The following is a 19,205-nucleotide window of genomic DNA, read 5'->3' as shown; positions in this document are numbered from 1 at the left end:
GCTTGTGAAATTCCATTGCTTTTTTACCCAGGGTTGCGTCGTGCCTCCTTACCCTGGGCTACAACTAGGCAGGCCTTCAGCCTGCTTCCTTAGGTACAACACCCAAACATCGGGCACCAGACACCCAGCTTCCTGACTCTACTTTCACCTTTCAGCTTTGAGCTTACAAACTTCCAAAGAGATTTCTCCTCGCATCAGCATTTTCGAATAGTATAACATTCACATTTGCTCGTCGAAATAACCCTGTAACGCGATCTCGCTGCAGCGGTCATCTCGACGAGTGAAAGGAGGAGAGATCTCAATCAACCTTCCAACTTCCCAACATCGGCCACCGGACACCGGACACCCAACTTCCCGACCTCCCAGCTTCCCATTCCCAACGCCAAAACCCTCTACACAATCTCCCAACACTTTGTGGAGTAAATACGCTAAACCCAAATCAAAAGACCCATAAAATCAAAATCTTGCAAAATGGTTGGTTCTTTGCTAAGCCAAGGAGGAAGAAAGTATCCTGTTTTGGGTTCAAATGCATTTTTCAGTATAGGAAAATTCCATTGGAAAATAGGATAAAAAATGAGTACAAAAACTACTCACTTTGCTATCTTTACGGCACCAAATAGGGAGATAGGGGTTTAAATATTAGAAAATCAGCAAAAAAAGACATGTTTTTTGAGCGATTTGCTAATTAATCCCTTGGTTTTTAAACTCTTCTATAATGTCTCTGGTAAGTTTCAAATGGGACTGAAAGGGCGAAGCTGTGAGTAGATTAGAACATTGCAAAATTTGAAAATTGAAAAATTCATTTTTCGATATGACCGAAATCCAAAATGTCAGTTATTAACGTTATCCTCTCCGGCGGTGTAGGTTCAAGGCTTTGGCCCTTATCCAGAAAATCCAGACCCAAGCAATACCTGCCCATTTTTGAAGGGGAGACACTTTTTCAGAAGACCGCTAAGCGTAATGCTGAGGTTTGTGACAATGTATTGGTGGTTGGAAACTGTGAGAATTTTGAACTATCCAGAAAGGACTTGGCAGCCTCAGGAATTTCAGAATATTCAGAAATCATAGAAGCCTGTCCCAGAAATACTGCTGCTGCCATAGCCTTTGCGGCTTTTGCAGTTCAGCCTGAGGATATTCTTTTTGTTACTCCATCGGATCATCTCATCGAATCCGGTAAGGATTATAAAAAAGCCATTGAAAGAGCGGTTCACCTGGCATCTCAAGGTTCCATAGTCACATTTGGTTTAAAACCTAGAAAACCGGAAACCGGCTTTGGTTACATAGAAGCAGATGGGGAAGAGGTGAAGTCTTTTAGAGAAAAACCCAATAAGGAAACAGCCGAAAGCTTTATTAAGTCCGGTAATTTCTACTGGAACTCCGGGATGTTTTGTTTTAAAGCAGGAGTTTTTTTGGAGGAATTGAAATCCTTTGAACCTGAGGTTTTTGATAAGTCCAAGACTGCTTTTGAACAGGCAGGAGAAGGTTTTTTAGACAAAAGTCTTTCTCTGGAAATCCCATCCATTTCGGTGGACTATGCAGTGATGGAGAGAACAAGAAAGATTAAAGTAGTGCCATCAGAATTTGATTGGTCAGATATGGGCTCCTTTGAATCCATTTATGATTTCTTTAAAAAACAGGGTCATCCTATAGATTCCAAGGGAAATATGGTCATTGGAACCGAAATTCATACAGAATTCACAGGCCTAAAAAACACCATATTAGTTCATACTTCAGACGCTATTCTGGTTCTCAAGAAGGATAATGCACAAGATGTAAAGAAGGTGTATGAGAGCCTGGAGAAGGAGAAACCGGAGCTGGTTGAGTAGGTGAAAGTAGGAAGCTCAAAGGTGAAAGCATATAGGTCAAAGTTGTAAGCTAAAGGCAAAAGTTTATGAATGGAGATTTTGGATTTAAGGAGCTGAAAGTTTGGCAAAAATCTATTGAGTTTGCCGATGTTGTACTAGATCTTGTAGAAAACCTTAATTCATCTTTAAAACACTACAGACTGGTTGAGCAAATCGAGGCATGTTCTGTTTCAATTTCTGCAAATATTGCCGAGGGTAAAGGTAGAGAGTCAAAGAAAGAGTATATACGCTTTCTCTATATCGCCAGAGGATCCTTATATGAATCAATCTCTATTCTAACTTTGTTTGAAAAAAGGAAGTGGATATCTAAGGAAGTTTTAGAAAATTTGGAAAAACTGGGAGTTGAAATAGCATCCATGCTAAAAGGTTTAATTAACGCAATCGCTAAAACCCTTTAAGGCTCTCCTTACACCTAATTTCTTCTACCTTTATCCCTCAACCTTCCACCCTAAAAGTTAACAGCTCAAAGGTGAAAGCTGAAAGTGACCTGCAGGTCAAAAACAGTTACTATTTGAAGCGAGGAAGTTGCGTTATAATTTAGGTTAAAGGTGAAAGCAAATAGTTCAAAGCCCTTCGACCTTTCACCTTCGACCTTAACCCAAATTCCTTTTTTAATATAATTACGATTTCAATAGACATAATAAAATGAATACCACTACCAAAATATACATCGCCGGCCACCGCGGCATGGTAGGGTCCGCCATTTGGAGAGCCTTGGAAGCCAAAGGATATACTAATCTAATAGGAAAAACTTCGGCTGAACTGGATCTTAAAAATCAAGTAGCCGTATCTGACTTTTTTGAAACTGAAAAACCGGAAGTGGTTATCGATGCTGCTGCGAGAGTAGGGGGAATCTTGGCTAATAATGAGTACCCTTATCAGTTTTTGATGGAGAATATGCAGATTCAAAATAATCTCATAGACGCCTCCTTGAAAGCTGATGTAGAGAAATTTATATTTCTGGGGTCTTCTTGCATCTATCCCAAACTGGCTCCCCAGCCTTTGAAGGAAGAATATTTGTTAACAGCGCCATTGGAGCCAACTAATGAATGGTACGCCATAGCAAAGATCACTGGGGTAAAAGCCTGCGAGGCAATCAGAAAGCAATTTGGCAAGGATTATATCTCTTTGATGCCTACCAATTTATATGGACCCTTCGATAATTTTGATTTAAGGACTTCCCATGTGTTGCCAGCGATGATTCGTAAGTTTCATGAGGCGAAGCATCAGTCGACGGTCGACGGTCGACCATCGACAGTAACACTATGGGGTTCAGGTACGCCAATGCGCGAATTCCTATTCGTAGAGGATTTAGCAGATGCTGTAGTTTTTGCTTTGGAAAATAAGTTTCAGGATAATCTCTACAATGTAGGAACTGGTGTTGATTTGACAATTAGGGAACTCGCAGAACTGATCCAAAAAACGGTAGGCCATACAGGAGAAATTATCTGGGACTCCAGCAAACCCGATGGAACTCCACGAAAACTCATGAACGTTTCCAAAATGACTGATGCCGGCTGGAAAGCTAAGGTTGGATTGGAAGAAGGCATTAAGAGAACCTATGAGTGGTTTTTGGAGAATCAGGAGACATTTAAGCAGGTGAAGATATAGATAGAGGTCAAAGGTGGTAGCTGAAAGCTCAAAGCCCTTTCACCTTGACCCTTCGACCTTTCAGCTTAATCGTATCAGTAATTTAAAGAAGAAAGAAGTTGTTTAGCTCAAAGGTTGAAGTAGGAATCTCAAAGTCTTTTCACCTTGACCCTTCGACCTTACAGCTTAATCGTATCAGTAATTTAAAGAAGAAAGAAGTTGTTTAGCTCAAAGGTTGAAGTAGGAATCTCAAAGTTCTTTCACCTTGACCCTTCGACCTTTCAGCTTAATCATATCAGTGAATTTAAAGAGGAAAGAAGTTATTTAGCTCAAAGGTGGAATTAGGAACCACAAAATCCTTTCACCTCAACCCTTTCAGCTTTCACCTAAAAAAAATAATGCCTGAATCAGTAAACAATAAAAGTATCCAAATGGTAGATTTGAAAACCCAATATGAGGGGATCAAATCTGAGGTGGATGCTGCTATTCAGGAAGTGATATCCCAATCTGCATTTATAAATGGTCCTCAGGTCAAAAAATTTGCTAGTGAACTAAAAGATTATACAGGGGCAGGACATGTGATCACCTGCGGGAATGGAACTGATGCGCTACAGATTGCCATGATGGCGCTTGACTTTCAGGCTGGTGATGAAATTATAGTCCCTGCCTTCACTTATGTAGCCACAGTGGAAGTGATTGCTTTGCTGGGCTTAACCCCGGTTTTTGTAGATGTTTTCGAGCATAGCTTTGAGTTGGATGTAAGGCAACTTGAATCCAAAATTACAGAGAAAACAGTAGGTATAGTCACTGTGCATCTATATGGACAATGCTCCAATATGGAGGAGATATTGAGAATCTCCGATAAGTATAAGCTCAAGGTCATTGAGGACGGTGCCCAGGCATTAGGAGCATGCTACACCTTCTCAGATGGTACAAAGGCGCAAGCCGGTACAATGGGTGATATTGGCATAACTTCTTTTTTTCCTTCAAAAAATTTGGGCTGTTTCGGTGATGGAGGTGCCATGTTTACCAATAATGAGCATCTGGCTGAAAAACTTCAGATGATTGCAAACCATGGTCAGAAGAAAAAGTATTTTCACGATAGCATAGGAGTGAATTCCAGATTAGACAGCCTACAGGCAGCTGTTCTCTCTGTCAAATTAAAACATTTAGATAGCTATTCTGAGGCTAGGAACAAAGTTGCGGATCAGTATGATCAGGCTTTTACTAAACATCCTGGTTTTTATTTTCCGGAAAGAGTACCTTACTCTACCCATGTATTTCACCAGTACACCATAAGGCTAAGGGAATCGGCAAATCGAGATCAATTAAAGTCCTATTTACAGGAAAAGGGAATTCCTTCAATGATCTATTATCCATTGCCCTTACATCTTCAGAAGGCCTATCTTCACTTTGGAGGGAGAGTAGGACAATTTCCTGTTGCTGAAAAACTTTGTAAGGAGGTGCTTTCCTTACCCATTCATACAGAAATGAAAGCTGAGCAGCAAGAATATATCATCGATTCAGTTTTGAGCTTTTTCAAGGCAAAATAATAAACCATCAACTTTTAGCAATTAACAATTAACATTTAACTTTCAACCCTTACCACCATTCCCAACTTCACTTGAAAACTGATCCCAATTTTTTTGCCCACACTACAGCTGTAATTGATGAAGGTTGTGAGATAGGGGAGGGAACCAAAATCTGGCATTTTTCCCATATCATGCCTAACTGTTCAATAGGTGAAAACTGTAATATAGGCCAGAATGTAGTGGTCTCGCCTGGAGTGGTTTTGGGTAAGAATGTAAAAGTTCAGAATAATGTTTCCATATATACAGGCGTGACCTGTGAGGATGATGTGTTTTTGGGCCCCTCTATGGTTTTTACCAATGTGATCAATCCCAGAAGTGCCATTAATCGCAGGTCAGAATATGCAAAAACCCACGTGGGAAGAGGGGCTTCCATTGGCGCCAATGCCACTATAGTCTGTGGGCATGATATTGGGGAATATGCATTTGTAGGTGCAGGAGCAGTGGTTACCAAAAATATACCTGCTTATGCCCTTGTGATAGGTAATCCATCCCGACAAGTAGGTTGGATGTCAGCTTATGGGCATAAATTGGAATTTGATGATAAAGGCAAAGCAACCTGTTTGGAAAGTGGTGAAAGATATCTTTTGAAAAACAATTCAGTAATTAAAGAAGCCTAGTCTAATGAAAAACTTTGCGCTGATAGGAGCAGCGGGCTATATTGCCCCTCGCCATATGAAGGCAATCAAGGATACGGAAAACCAGCTTCTCGCGGCTTATGATAAATTCGATTCCGTGGGGATTATAGATAGGCATTTCCCTCAGGCTGATTTTTTCGTGGAGTTTGAGAGATTCGATAGGCATGTGGATAAATTGAAGCGTAAGGGTTCTGCTTTGGATTACGTGAGCATCTGTTCGCCTAATTATCTGCATGACTCACATATACGATTTGGATTAAGGGTAGGGGCAGATGTGATTTGTGAGAAACCCTTGGTATTGAATCCTTGGAATATAGACGCTCTGGAGGAAGTAGAAAGAGAGTCTGGTAAGCGGATCTTTAACATTCTTCAATTAAGACTACATCCATCTATAATTGCACTTAAAAAGCGGGTAGAAGAGGGGCCGAAAGACAAGGTTTATGATATAGATCTGGCTTATATCACAAGCAGAGGACATTGGTACTATACTTCCTGGAAGGGAGATGTATCCAAATCCGGAGGAATTGCCACCAATATTGGTGTACATTTCTATGATATGCTGACCTGGGTTTTTGGAGAGGTGCAGAGCAATCAGGTACATATACATACCCATGATAGGGCTGCCGGGTTTTTAGGCTTGAAAAGGGCCAATGTGAGATGGTTTTTGAGCATCAATGCAGATACCTTGCCCGAACAGGTCAAAGAAAGAGGAGGGACTACTTACAGATCTCTCACCATGGAATCCGAGGAGATTGAATTCAGTGATGGTTTTACAGAATTACATACAGAAAGCTATAAGGATATACTTAGTGGTAAGGGTTTTGGGTTGCAGGCTGCAAAGTCCAGTATAGAATTGGTGCATGCCATAAGGCACAAGAAGCCTATAGGATTACAGGGGGATTATCATCCATTGGCTAAGGGAAAATTGGTTCCTCATCCGTTTGATAAACAGTAATTCCTTTCACCTTCGACCTTCCAGCTTAATCCTGTCGGAAAATTTAAAGAACAAAGAAGTTATTTAGCTCAAAGGTGGAAGTAGGAAGCTCAAAGTCCTTCCACCTTTCACCTTCGACCTTCCAGCTTAATCCTATCGGAAAATTTAAAGAACAAAGAAGTTATTTAGCTCAAAGGTGGAAGTAGGAAGCTTAAAGCCCTTCCACCTCAAATCTTCGACCTTCCAGCTTAATACTAACATTAAAACTAAAATAGCATTCCTCAACAAGGATCTATTTTAAATTTAGAACATATGAACAAAACCGCACTTATCACCGGTATCACCGGACAGGACGGCTCTTACTTAGCCGAATTACTTTTAGAGAAAGGTTACATGGTCCATGGAATTAAGCGTAGAGCTTCTTCTTTTAATACCCAAAGAATAGATCATCTTTATCAGGATCAACATGAAAACCATGTCAATTTCAAATTGCATTACGGTGATCTAACTGACTCCATGAATATCATTCGGATTATTCAGGAGGTGCAGCCAGATGAGATTTATAATCTTGGCGCCATGTCCCATGTAAAGGTATCTTTTGATTCTCCTGAGTATGTAGCTAATGTGGATGGGATTGGTACACTGAGGATTTTGGAAGCTGTTCGGATTTTAGGTTTAGAAAAGAAAACGAGAATATATCAGGCCTCTACTTCTGAATTGTACGGGGGAATGCCAGAAAATAAAAATGCTGCAGGCTTTTATGATGAAAGTTCTCCATTCTATCCTAGATCACCATATGGAGTTGCAAAAATCTATGGTTTTTGGATTACCAAGAACTATCGAGAGGCATATAATATGTTCGCATGCAATGGGATTTTGTTTAACCACGAATCACCAAGAAGAGGAGAGACCTTTGTGACCCGCAAAATCACTATGGCTACAGCTGCTATAGCTCTGGGAATGCAGGATTGCCTATACTTGGGTAACCTGGAAGCACTTCGTGACTGGGGACATGCCAAAGACTACGTAAAAGCCATGTGGCTAATCTTGCAGCAGGAAAAACCTGAGGATTTTGTGATTGCAACCGGCAAAACCACCAAAGTTCGTGATTTTGTCCAGATGTCATTTGAGCATGTAGGATTCAAAATTCGCTGGGAGGGAGAAGGAGTGAATGAGGTCGGGATCTTGGAATCAGTCGATGAGGAGAGATATTTTGATGCTACTGGACAAAAGTTGAATGTTAATGGTCCAGAGTTAAGTGTTAACGGGTTAACCTTTAATAATTTAACATTTAACATTGGGGACACTTTCATAAAAGTGGACCCAACTTACTTCCGCCCCACCGAAGTAGACCTACTCTTAGGTGACCCCACCAAAGCCCAAACTCAATTGGGGTGGGAGCCAGAATACGATTTGGCTGGGTTGGTTGAAGATATGATGATATCTGATATTAAATTGACTCATATGGATATGCAATTAGCTGAAAAGGGATATGAGATGTATCGACATGGAGAATAATTTTTTCAATAACAATAGAATAATTAACTCATTTAATTAATGAAAAGAATATTAGTAACAGGCGGCGCTGGCTTTCTCGGCTCCCATCTCTGTGATAAATTAATAAAAGAAGGTAATGAAGTACTTTGTGTCGATAATCTTTATACAGGTAGTAAATCCAATATCCATCATTTGATGGAAAACAAGAATTTTGAGTTTATGCGTCACGATATCACCTTTCCATTGTATGTAGAGGTGGATGAGATCTATAATCTTGCCTGTCCTGCTAGCCCAGTTCACTACCAGTTTGATCCCGTTCAAACGACAAAAACTTCTGTAATTGGTGCTATCAATATGTTAGGCTTAGCAAAACGACTTAAAATTAAAATTTTGCAGGCAAGTACATCAGAGGTGTATGGAGATCCTGAGATTCATCCCCAACCTGAATCCTATAAAGGGTCAGTTAGTACTACTGGTATTCGTGCTTGCTATGATGAGGGTAAAAGATGTGCTGAAACTTTATTTTTTGATTATCACAGACAACATGGCCTTGATATCAAAGTCATGAGGATTTTCAATACCTATGGACCAAGAATGAATCCAGATGACGGGCGTGTCGTAAGTAATTTTATTGTACAGGCTTTAAAAGGGGAAGATATTACTATTTTCGGTGATGGTTCACAAACTAGGAGTTTTTGCTATGTGGAAGATAATATAGAAGGAATGTACAAATTGATGAATTCCAGAGATGGATTCACAGGCCCTGTTAATATTGGGAATCCAGGAGAGTTTACTATGTTGGAGTTAGCTAAACAGATTATAGAATTAACTAATAGTAAAAGTAAATTGATTTTTTTTCCGTTGCCTCAAGATGACCCAATGCAAAGGCAACCTGTTATAGAAATGGCAAATAAAGAATTGAATTGGAAACCAAAAATTAATCTTACAGAAGGGTTACAAGCAACAATTTCTCATTTTCAAAAACTACTTTTTTAATATTAAGTCTTACAAATAATAAACTAACCGGTTTAAATCGGAGTATAGAAAATTTTCAAAAAATAGCTAAATAAAGTTTTATAAAGTTTAAAACATATATTTTAAACCACTGAATTTTAATTTTATATGAAATCAAATATAATAGCAAAAATTACAGGAGGACAAGTCCCAAATGGAAAGGTTCGAGTTAGCGGGGCTAAGAACGCTGCTACTCGACTTTTGGCTGCAAGCTTAATTTCCGATGATCAGGTAACCCTATATAATTTTCCAACAGAATTGGTAGATGCCAATTACAAATTTGATTTTATCCGGAAAAGTGGGGGGGGGGTCGATGTCGATTCAACAAAAGAAAGTGTACGGATAGATCCTTCTTCCTTGGAAAATAGAATTTTGGAGGATTATAACTTTCCGATAAGAACGACTTACCTATTGGTACCGGGATTAATTAAGAAAGCTGGACAGGCCAGAATTCCTTATCCAGGTGGGTGTAAAATTGGTAACCGTGGTTATGATTTACATATCATGGTCTGGGAAAAAATGGGAGCAAAGGTGGAAGAACTGGATGATTATATTCAAGTAACTACCCAAGACGGCTTTCATCCTGCTGAGATAGATTTTCCAATTTCTACAATTGGAGGTACAGAGTCAGCTTTAATTTGTGCTTCTATAGCTGAAGGGGTGACCACAATAAAAAATGCATACATATCGCCAGAGATAGAATGTCTAATAGATTTTCTAAAAGGACTTGGAGCCAAAATCGAAGTGGTAGGAAATAGTTTTGTGAAGGTGACCGGAAGAAAACACCTTCAAGGATCTATTTTTGAAGTAATGCCAGATAGGATAGAAGCTCTAACTTGGATCGTATTAGGTATTTTGACAGGAGGAGATATACTTGTGGAAGATGTTCCATTTTCAGCGATGGATATCCCTTTAATTCATTTAAAAGAAGCAGGAATAGACTACTATCATAATAGCAAAAGTGTTCGTGTTTCCCCCGAATGTTTGTCAAACGGAGTAATTCAACCTTTTGAATTGGCTACTGGTACTCACCCTGGTATCATTTCTGATATGCAGCCTTTTTACACCCTTTTAGGTTTACATGCAGATGGCATCAGTAGGGTTTTCGATTACCGATATCCAGAGAGGGTCAAATATTGTGAAGAACTTGAAAAAATGTATTCAAAAGGATTGAAATGGGAAAAAGGAGCAATTACTACCTATGGAAAGAAGAACAAAAAACCTGTAGGAGCACATGTGAAATCAACTGATCTTCGCGGAAGTATGGCCTTGGTGATGGCAGGTTTGTTGGCAGAGGGAGAAACTACCGTAGAAAATGTGGAAATGGCTCTTAGAGGATACAATAAGCTGGAGGAAAAATTGAAATCCTTAGGAGTAACCCTTAGAATTGAATAGATCAATTAATTGTAGAAACTAGAGAATGAAAGTACTGGAAGATTTTGATCTCACCAATTACAATAGTTATAATGTTTATTCTAGGTGTAAAAGAGCGTTTTTTCCTCAGACAGAAAAGGATTTTGTTGCCATTTATCAGGATTTCCCTTCTGTGCATGAAAAGGTGATTCTAGGAGGGGGCTACAATGTGATATTGTCGAAGTCATATTACGAGAATGATTTTATTATAATCGGAGAGTCGTTTTCATTTGTGTCTTTTCAAAATGATGGGGTTGTGGAAGCTGAGGCGGGATTAGACCTCAAATCACTCAGTGAATTGGCTCTTCAAAATCAATTATCTGGATTGGAGATTTTTTTTGATATCCCCAGTTCCTTGGGAGGAGCTGTTGTCATGAATGCTGGCGCAGGTGGAGAAGATATTAAAGGAATTTTGATTAAAGTAAGATATTTGGATCTTCATGATTACCAGATTAAAGAAATTTATAAAGAAGATATTGGGTTCGAATATAGAAACAGTTTTTTTCAAAGAAATAAGGATAAAATTGTATTAAAAGCTTGGTTGTCTTTAAAGAAAGGGAATCCAGAAACCATAAAAGCTAAAATGAATGATATAAAAACCGCTAGATGGTTAAAGCAACCTAAAGAGTACCCAAATGCTGGTAGCGTCTTTAAAAGACCAAAAGGCCATTTTGTAGGACCCATGATCGAGGGGCTTGGACTAAAAGGTTATTCAATTGGTGGAGCCAAAGTTTCTGAAAAGCATGCTGGGTTTATAGTCAATTTTGAAAAGGCAAGTGGAAAGGATATAGTCGATTTAGCAAATTATATTAAAAAAAGAGTATTTGACCATTTTGGAGTAGATCTAGAAATAGAACAGCGGATTATATAGCATCATGTCCAAATTTCTAAGGGATTTATCAAGCGTTGGCTTGAGCAAAGGAGGGGTTATTGCTTTTGGATTAATGAAAAGTATCATTATTGCCCGGTGGCTCGGTCCAGATTTAAATGGTACACTTGCTGCCTTGACTGTTTATCCAACATTATTTATGACGATAGGCTCGTTAGGAGTTAGTCAGGCTACTACCTATCACGTCGGAAGAGGTAATTTCAGCATAGATGGAATCAAACGAGCGTTAATTCATTTATGCGTTTTTTCTTCCATTCTTTCTGTTCTTTCGTGTTATTTTCTAATCAGATATTTGGGTAATACAAACGCTTCTGATTTGGTAGTTTTCTTAGCTATTTTGCCTATTCCTTTTTCTCTTTTTATCACCTACAATTCGGGTATTTTTTTAGGGAAAAACGAAATTTCAATTTATAACCGTATCAATTGGCTTCCTCCTTTTGTAGTTCTATTCACTACTGTTTTATTTATCATTCTTTTTGAAATGAAAATTGAAGGAGCTCTAATCGCTACATTAACTGGACCTTTTTTGATGGCAATGTTTCTTCTTTTTAAAAATGATTTTATAGAATTTTTTTCTCTTCAGTTTGATTGGGGAATTATCAAATCACTGTTATCCCTGGGATCAGTTTATGCCATAGCCTTATTAATCATTAATTTAAACTATAAAATAGATATTATTTTGCTGGATAGAATGTCAAGTCCTTATGAATTAGGTATCTATTCCAAAGGTTCCCAATTAATGGAATACCTTTGGCAAATTCCGATGTTGTTAAGTACTATAATTTTTGCAAGAAGCGCAAATGCTAAAAATGGAAGAGATTTTTCATTAAAAGTTGCTCAGCTTTTGCGGCTTTCAATAATATTTATTGGAATAGCATCTATAGCTCTCTTTGTGTTATCTGATGAAATCATCCGGATTTTGTTTGGGGAAGAATTTATTGAAAGTGGTTTGGTACAGAAAATCTTACTTCCAGGTGTACTTCTTTTGACCATATTTAAAGTCTTAAATATGGATTTGGCAGGAAAGGGAAAGCCTTGGATATCAATGAAAGCAATGATTCCCGCTTTGTTTTTGAATATCATTTTGAACTATATTTTGATCCCTAGTAGAGGAGCATCTGGCGCTTCAATAGCCTCTACCATTAGCTATTCGATTTCCGCTTTATTATTTCTATACTTTTATGCTAAAGAGGTTAGGCTTTCTGTCTATTCAATTTTACGGTTTTCAAAAAGTGATTTTAATTTTAAGAAGATAGATTTTTAAAATGAAAGAAATGTTACCAAAAGTATCGATAGTTACGGGATTCTATAATAGGGAGGATTATGTTGAGGATTCGATCAAGTCCCTTTTAAACCAAGATTATGAAAACTTGGAAATAATAATTTTTGATGACTGTTCCACTGACAGAACCTTTGAAAAGATTGGTGAGATTTGTGGTGATAACTTTAAGGTCCATCTTATAAAACATGAAAGGAATTTGGGATTTGTTAAAGGGATGATTAATGCGATTAATTGCTCCTCAGGCGAATTTATAGCTGTTCATGGTTCTGGAGATATTTCTTTGCCCAATAGAGTAAGTAAGCAAGTTGGATTTCTTAATGCCAATCCGACTTTAGTTGGAGTGGGATGCTACTATGCAAATGTGGATTTTGCAAATGATGTTTATAAAAAAGTTAAAAGAGATGGTCCTTTTGATTTTAATTGTTTTTATAAGTCAAACCCTTTTTCTCATGGCGAAGTTATGTATAGAAAAAGCGTATATCACAAAGTAGGTGGATATAGGGATATTTTTAAGTTCTCTCAAGATTTAGATTTATGGTTAAGAATGTCTAAAGAGGGTGAATTTGGTTGTGTTAAAGAAATTTTATATGAGCGAATCATAAACTTCACTGGTGCATCTTATTCTCCGAGTAAGATAATTCTACAAAGAAAATATTCTATTCTTGCTAAAGAATTAAATACTTTAGGATTAGTTAAACAAAATGAAATTATATCATATGCAAATGAAATTGGAGTCCATCAATATATAAACTCGCGTCATCCTTTGGTTCAAAAACATTTATTTTATATGTTTAATGTTTTATCTGCTAAGAATCAATTGAGAGATATTGAAGTTTTTTTAAATAATTCATATGGGATTAGATATTATTATTATTATTTAATAAGTTATTTTATGAATTTTAATTTTTTCAAATATAGTATTAATCGTTTGTATAAGATTTTTATAAATAGATGAGAAATCTTTTTATTGGAATTTTATGTTTCTTATTGATTTTCTCAACTGAAATCGATTTTGATTTTATGACTAATTCAGATGCAATAAGACCAGCAGTACTTGCGTGTCTCTTGTTATTGTCATTTGTATTTTTTGCTAAAAATTTCAAAATCCCTAAATTGAATAGTCTAGCATATAAATTTTTACTTGCTTACTTGTTCTATTTATTTTTTAATATGATTTTATCAATTCCTTATGAAGGAAAAATCAATTCTATTGTTGGAATATATTCTTGTTTTTTATTTTCGTTATTTTTTTATAAAAACTTTGAATATTCTACCATAGTGAAATCAGTTAGTTATTCTGTTTTTATTGTTTCTTTTCTCGGTGTCATATTATTTTTTGTTTCCCCTGCATTTGCACTCAATCATGAAGAATTTTTTAGATTCAAAGGTCTCTTTAATCATTCTCAAAGATTTTCATTGATTTTGGCGACAGGATTAATTATTTTAGTTGTAGATAGATATAAAAGGAAATTAGAATTTTTTGATTATCTTAAATTTATAATTTTATTTGTTTTGTTGTTATTAACTAAAACAAGGGCAAATACAACGTTTGTGATTTTGATTTTTTTGATTGATTATTTTAGAAATGTAAATAAAATTTTTTTGATATTATTTTCAATAATATTTTTTATTTCATTTATATATTTCGATTTGTTAGATAATTTCACAAATATATACTCCCGAGATTCAGCTGATGTTACTGAATTAACTGGACGAACTAAATTATGGGAATTATTAATGCCAGAAATAGCTTCTAATTTATTAATTGGTCATGGCTTTGGATTATTTAAAACTGGTCCTATCCCTGTTTTTTCTTGGACTCCAACTCACGCCCATAATTTGTGGCTTATGCAACTTTATGAAACTGGAATAATTGGGACTTTGTTGTTTTCTCTTTTTTTAATATATAGTTTTTCAATAGCAATTAAACATAAAAATATTTTTGGTTATTCTTATTTATACTATTTAATTATTTTTATTTTTTTATCTAGTTTAACTGGTCTTATTATTGGGGGATTAGCAACTCCTTTGTATTTTATTTTTTTTATTTTTTTATTTAAGGAGATTGATAGGGTTTATGGAATTAGTTAATTATTACTTGTAAATGAATATTTTAATTCTTGGTCATTTCGGCGGGCACAATACTGGAGATGAGGCGATGTTATATGGATTGCTTACTCAGCTTAATGTGGATTCAGATTTTAAAATCCATCTAGTTACCAAAGGTAGGAGCGAAGACTATTTTTTTGATTTCCCCATTACTATTGTTAAGCCTGGGGTTAATCAGATTTTGGCATCCCTTAAAAATTCGGATTTTGTTATTTTATGCGGTGGTACTCATTTCCATGATGATTATGTGTTTTCTAGGTATCTTCGACATGTACGATACCTTTCTCGTTACTTGGGTATTTTCACCTTGGCAAAATTTTCCGGCAAAAAAGTATGTTTGATTGCTAATGGATTGGGACCATATAAATTTGGTTTTACAAAAGTACTGACACAAGCTGCAATTAGATTATCTAATCTCACTACTGTAAGAGATAGAGCATCCTATGAAGAAATTGAAAGTTTGGGAATGGTATCAGGTAAAACTTCATTGAGTTTTGATTTGGCTGCATTATTGCCCTTAACCCGAACTGAAACTGACCCAAACTTAATAGGAGTTTCTTTAACTCCCTTGCATTATTATAATGAGGATGGGGAAGATCTAAATCAACTCTATCAGGACCAGGTCTTTTATGGAATTGATAAAGCGATGAAGGCAAATAAAGACCTTAAGGTTAAAATATTTATTATCAGAGGTGGGGATAGGGAATCTGATGTAAAAATTTCTAATTTCCTATTTGAAAGACTTGTTGAAATATTCGGAGAGAGCAGGGTGTTATTGTCTGAATTTAATTACAATCCTATAGTGACTTTAAATGAAATAGCAGAATGCAAAGGTGGTTTCATAGCCTCTAGGTATCATTCAGCGATGTTGGGCTATATTTCATCTTTGCCTTTACTGTTTTTGGCTTATCATAGGAAGCTTGAGGATTTGGCATTTGATGTGAAGCTTGACCACGACGCATGTGTACCCTTAAGCCACAGAATCTTAAGAACAGATAAGATCAAAAATAGCATTTACGAATTATCTATTGGAGATCAGAGGTTTATAGCGGCAGTAAATCCTGAAGTAATGGTGAAAAAATCACTAGAAAATATCCACTTATTGGAAGATTTAATAAGACAAACCAATTAATGAAATATATTCTAGCTATAATTCTGACTCCGACTTTTGGGGGACCTCACAATCAAATTTTTAGGTTAAATGATATTCTTAAAAATAAGGGATATGAATACATTGTATTAACCCCTGATGAAAATGGTACTGGCACAAAACGGTTGAAAGAGAAGGGGATTCAAGTCATTAATCGAGATCTTCATAGACCTAGGAAATCATTTAATCCAGTAACTCATTTTCGATACCTGGCTAATTTTTTTTCTGATATACAGTTTATACAACAGGTAATTGTGGATTATAAGATTGATTTGGTTCAGTTATGTGGATTATTTAATATTCAAGGGGCTATAGCTGCAAATCGTAGCAATGTCCCTGTGGTATGGCAGTTACTTAGTAATTTCGCCCCCAAATGGTTGAGGAATCTCCTATCACCAGTTGTAAAAGATCGTTCTAATGTTATTATGACTACCGGATTGGGAATAGCTAAAGAACATGGGGATATAGCGAACTTCAACAAATTGGTACCATTCTACCCACCTGTGGATTGTAATTCTTTTGAATTCAATGATGACAAAAAGAAAATTGTGCGAGAGTATTTGAATGTTCCGCATGATGCTTTTCTTATCGGTACTATAGGGAATCAAAACAGGCAAAAGGCCCATGAAAATTTGGTCGAAATATGCGATAGATTTAAGCAAAAAGCTGGTAAAGAGGGTGTTTTTTTCAGGGTTATTGGAAATAGGACAGAATCGCAAAGGCCTTACTACAAAAGTAATGTAATTGAACGGATAAAAGCTAAAGGCTTAGATAGAGAAGGCTTCCTCACTGTTTCTGAACCTGAATTTGAGATATCAGATTATTTATCTGCATTTGATGTGTTTTTATTGACTTCCAAAGCTGAAGGAGTACCCACGGTCATCCTAGAATCAATGGCTTCTTCATTGCCTATAGTGACTTCTGATGTTGGTGCAATTTCTGAGGTGGTAAAAGATAAGGTGAATGGCTGTCTATATCAATTAGACGATTTGGATAAGGCTGTGGATTATCTTATACATCATAGTTTGAACCCAAATGATATAGAGAGGATAGGAGAATTAAATAAGTGTGAAGCCATAGAAAAATACGATGTGTCTGAGTGCGCCAGGATTCACATAAGTGCCTTTAAACTAGCAATGGACCAGTCATGATAAATAGAGCTATTACTGTGGTAGATATACCACTTTTTAAAGATGGATTTGATACTGCTGTTGATCTTGTTTTGTCAGAGATTATACACGGGGAGAGTAGTGGGACAAACAGGTGCATCAGTGCAACAGGTGCACATGGCATAATAGAAGCAAAAGAAGATGCGGATTTCAAAAAGGTTTTAAATGAGTTTTATATCAATTTGCCTGACGGTATGCCTGGAGTATGGGTAGGAAGGGCTAAAGGAGCAAAGGCTATGGATAGGTGCTATGGGCCGGACTTTTTTGAAGCCATGATGGTGAAATCATGTAAGACAACTATTAAACATTTTTTTTGCGGAGGCATGGAAGGGGTAGCTGATAAATTAAAGCAGGCATGTAGTGTGAAGTTTGAAAATAATAATGTAGTAGGGACGTTTTGTCCTCCATTTATGGATGTCAAAGATTATGATTATGAGTCTATTTCCGATCTAATAAACTCTTCGGGTGCAAATATTGTCTGGGTTGGGATTAGCAGTCCAAAGCAGGAGAAGTTTGCCAAATATCTTTCGCAATTTACGCAAGTGGATTTTTTAATTACAGTTGGTGCTGCATTCGATTTTCATATTGGTAATGTAAAGCAAGCCCCTAAATGGATGCAAAAGTCGGGATTAGAGTGGTTATTTAGATTAAGTGTGGAACCAAAAAGACTTTACAAAAGGTATGTGAGCATCGTACCAAAATTTGCATTTTACGGAGTAAAAGATTTAATAAATTATAAACTTAAATTAAATAAATGATTATGAAAAAAGCATTAGTTTGTGGAGCAGGAGGTTTTATAGGAGGACATTTGGTAAACAGGTTGAAAAGCGAAGGTTATTGGGTTCGTGGGGTAGATATCAAAGAGAATGAGTATGGTAATACAAATTCAGATGAATTTGTTGTAGGAGATTTACGGGATGTAAACGTGGTAAAGCAGGTCATTACTTCTGATTTGGATGAAATCTATCAACTTGCAGCTGATATGGGGGGCGCAGGTTTTGTATTTACAGGTGATAATGATGCGGATATCATGCACAATAGTGCTTTATGTAATTTGAATGTTTTAGAAGAAATGAAGAATAAGGGTATTAAAAAAGTATTCTACTCTTCTTCTGCTTGTATGTATCCAGAATATAATCAAATGGATCCAGACAATCCTAAATGTTCTGAGGATAGTGCATATCCAGCCGCTCCAGATAGTGAATATGGATGGGAAAAACTATTTAGTGAGCGATTGTATTTAACCTACAATAGAAACCATGGTTTTGATTCTAAAATAGGTAGGTTTCACAATATATTCGGTCCGCAAGGAACCTGGAATGGAGGTAGAGAAAAAGCGCCTGCTGCAATTTGTAGAAAAGTAGCAATGGCTCAGAATGGGGATGTTATAGAAGTATGGGGTGACGGAACCCAGACCAGGTCATTTTTGATTGTAGATGAATGCGTTGATGGTATTAGAAGATTAATGAATTCTGAATTTGCTGGACCAGTGAATATTGGATCGGAAGAGATGATTTCCATTCAAAACTTTACTAAGCTGGTTATTGATATATCTGGTAAAAACCTATCGATAAGAAATATCGAGGGGCCTACTGGTGTAAAGGGAAGAAATTCCGATAATAAACTAATCAAAGAAAAATTGGGATGGGCACCTTCAATTCCTTTAAGAAATGGTGTTGAGAAAACATATAATTGGATATTAGACCAGATCAAAGTCTCTGAAAATGTCTAATTATAGCGTAGATTTACAGAGGTTAACATCTGTAAACAATGCTCATGGCTTTGGGAAAAAGCTAGTCTTTAAAAATAATGATGAGCTAAATAATTCATTGACTCAAATTGCATTGGGTGTTTTTCAACCTGGTGAATCCTGCGAAGAACATAAGCATCCTACAATGTTTGAGTATTTTTACTTTCTAAAGGGTGAAGGTACATACCGTGTTGGAGGTGAGAATATTAAAATTTACAATGGATTATTAGTAGAAATCCCTGCAGGTGTACTTCATTCTCTTCACAATGAAGGGTTAGATGAACTTAGGTTTTTATATTGGGGAATTGCAATTTAG

The 19,205-nt window shown here is 36.6% G+C and carries 18 protein-coding genes; all 18 read left to right on the top strand.

Annotation, left to right across the window (positions count from 1 at the left end; all coding sequences use genetic code 11):
* Window positions 1–827: 827 nt before the first annotated feature.
* Window positions 828–1,826 carry a mannose-1-phosphate guanylyltransferase gene (locus PBT90_RS10830; RefSeq protein WP_270129109.1) on the top strand — a complete coding sequence of 333 codons (999 nt, stop codon included), beginning with the start codon at window positions 828–830 and terminating at the stop codon, window positions 1,824–1,826.
* Between the two features lie 65 nt (window positions 1,827–1,891).
* Complete coding sequence (locus PBT90_RS10825; RefSeq protein ID WP_270129105.1) at window positions 1,892–2,263, top strand: four helix bundle protein; 372 nt, start codon at window positions 1,892–1,894, stop codon at window positions 2,261–2,263.
* Window positions 2,264–2,510: 247 nt separating this feature from the next.
* Entirely contained in the window at window positions 2,511–3,476 is a 966-nt protein-coding gene (locus tag PBT90_RS10820) for a GDP-L-fucose synthase family protein (protein ID WP_270129100.1), read from the top strand.
* Between the two features lie 377 nt (window positions 3,477–3,853).
* Window positions 3,854–5,008 (top strand): DegT/DnrJ/EryC1/StrS family aminotransferase, encoded by a 1,155-nt coding sequence (locus PBT90_RS10815; RefSeq protein ID WP_270129095.1) that lies wholly within the window; start codon window positions 3,854–3,856, stop codon window positions 5,006–5,008.
* Between the two features lie 71 nt (window positions 5,009–5,079).
* Window positions 5,080–5,664: an acyltransferase gene (locus tag PBT90_RS10810; protein WP_270129091.1), complete on the top strand. Its 585-nt coding sequence runs from the start codon at window positions 5,080–5,082 to the stop codon at window positions 5,662–5,664.
* Between the two features lie 4 nt (window positions 5,665–5,668).
* A complete protein-coding gene (locus tag PBT90_RS10805; RefSeq protein ID WP_270129086.1) occupies window positions 5,669–6,637 on the top strand; it encodes a Gfo/Idh/MocA family oxidoreductase in 969 nt (322 codons plus the stop codon).
* A 291-nt stretch (window positions 6,638–6,928) separates the two neighbouring features.
* The gene (gene gmd, locus PBT90_RS10800; RefSeq protein ID WP_270129081.1) at window positions 6,929–8,134 is read left to right on the top strand and encodes a GDP-mannose 4,6-dehydratase; all 1,206 of its coding nucleotides are present in this window, start codon (window positions 6,929–6,931) and stop codon (window positions 8,132–8,134) included.
* 39 nt (window positions 8,135–8,173) lie between these two features.
* On the top strand, window positions 8,174–9,109 hold the full coding sequence (locus PBT90_RS10795) for a UDP-glucuronic acid decarboxylase family protein (RefSeq protein WP_270129072.1): 936 nt from the start codon (window positions 8,174–8,176) through the stop codon (window positions 9,107–9,109).
* 126 nt (window positions 9,110–9,235) lie between these two features.
* Window positions 9,236–10,522: a UDP-N-acetylglucosamine 1-carboxyvinyltransferase gene (locus PBT90_RS10790; RefSeq protein WP_270129067.1), complete on the top strand. Its 1,287-nt coding sequence runs from the start codon at window positions 9,236–9,238 to the stop codon at window positions 10,520–10,522.
* Window positions 10,523–10,547: 25 nt separating this feature from the next.
* Entirely contained in the window at window positions 10,548–11,411 is an 864-nt protein-coding gene (murB, locus tag PBT90_RS10785; protein ID WP_270129062.1) for a UDP-N-acetylmuramate dehydrogenase, read from the top strand.
* A 4-nt stretch (window positions 11,412–11,415) separates the two neighbouring features.
* Complete coding sequence (locus tag PBT90_RS10780) at window positions 11,416–12,693, top strand: oligosaccharide flippase family protein (RefSeq protein ID WP_270129057.1); 1,278 nt, start codon at window positions 11,416–11,418, stop codon at window positions 12,691–12,693.
* A 1-nt stretch (window position 12,694) separates the two neighbouring features.
* The gene (locus PBT90_RS10775) at window positions 12,695–13,666 is read left to right on the top strand and encodes a glycosyltransferase family 2 protein (RefSeq protein ID WP_270129053.1); all 972 of its coding nucleotides are present in this window, start codon (window positions 12,695–12,697) and stop codon (window positions 13,664–13,666) included.
* The gene (locus tag PBT90_RS10770; protein WP_270129049.1) at window positions 13,663–14,802 is read left to right on the top strand and encodes an O-antigen ligase family protein; all 1,140 of its coding nucleotides are present in this window, start codon (window positions 13,663–13,665) and stop codon (window positions 14,800–14,802) included. The genes PBT90_RS10775 and PBT90_RS10770 overlap by 4 nt, the downstream gene beginning before the upstream one ends.
* Before the next feature lie 13 nt (window positions 14,803–14,815).
* Window positions 14,816–15,952: a polysaccharide pyruvyl transferase family protein gene (locus PBT90_RS10765; protein WP_270129044.1), complete on the top strand. Its 1,137-nt coding sequence runs from the start codon at window positions 14,816–14,818 to the stop codon at window positions 15,950–15,952.
* A complete protein-coding gene (locus PBT90_RS10760) occupies window positions 15,952–17,121 on the top strand; it encodes a glycosyltransferase family 4 protein (RefSeq protein WP_270129039.1) in 1,170 nt (389 codons plus the stop codon). The genes PBT90_RS10765 and PBT90_RS10760 overlap by 1 nt, the downstream gene beginning before the upstream one ends.
* The gene (locus tag PBT90_RS10755; RefSeq protein ID WP_270129034.1) at window positions 17,118–17,897 is read left to right on the top strand and encodes a WecB/TagA/CpsF family glycosyltransferase; all 780 of its coding nucleotides are present in this window, start codon (window positions 17,118–17,120) and stop codon (window positions 17,895–17,897) included. Before PBT90_RS10760 ends, PBT90_RS10755 begins: the two co-directional genes overlap by 4 nt.
* A 2-nt stretch (window positions 17,898–17,899) precedes the next feature.
* A complete protein-coding gene (locus tag PBT90_RS10750) occupies window positions 17,900–18,871 on the top strand; it encodes an NAD-dependent epimerase/dehydratase family protein (protein WP_270129029.1) in 972 nt (323 codons plus the stop codon).
* Entirely contained in the window at window positions 18,864–19,205 is a 342-nt protein-coding gene (locus PBT90_RS10745) for a cupin domain-containing protein (protein ID WP_270129025.1), read from the top strand. The genes PBT90_RS10750 and PBT90_RS10745 overlap by 8 nt, the downstream gene beginning before the upstream one ends.

The organism is Algoriphagus sp. TR-M9 (assembly GCF_027594545.1).
Classification (GTDB): domain Bacteria; phylum Bacteroidota; class Bacteroidia; order Cytophagales; family Cyclobacteriaceae; genus Algoriphagus; species Algoriphagus halophytocola.
This window is presented reverse-complemented; position numbering and strand designations above follow the sequence as displayed.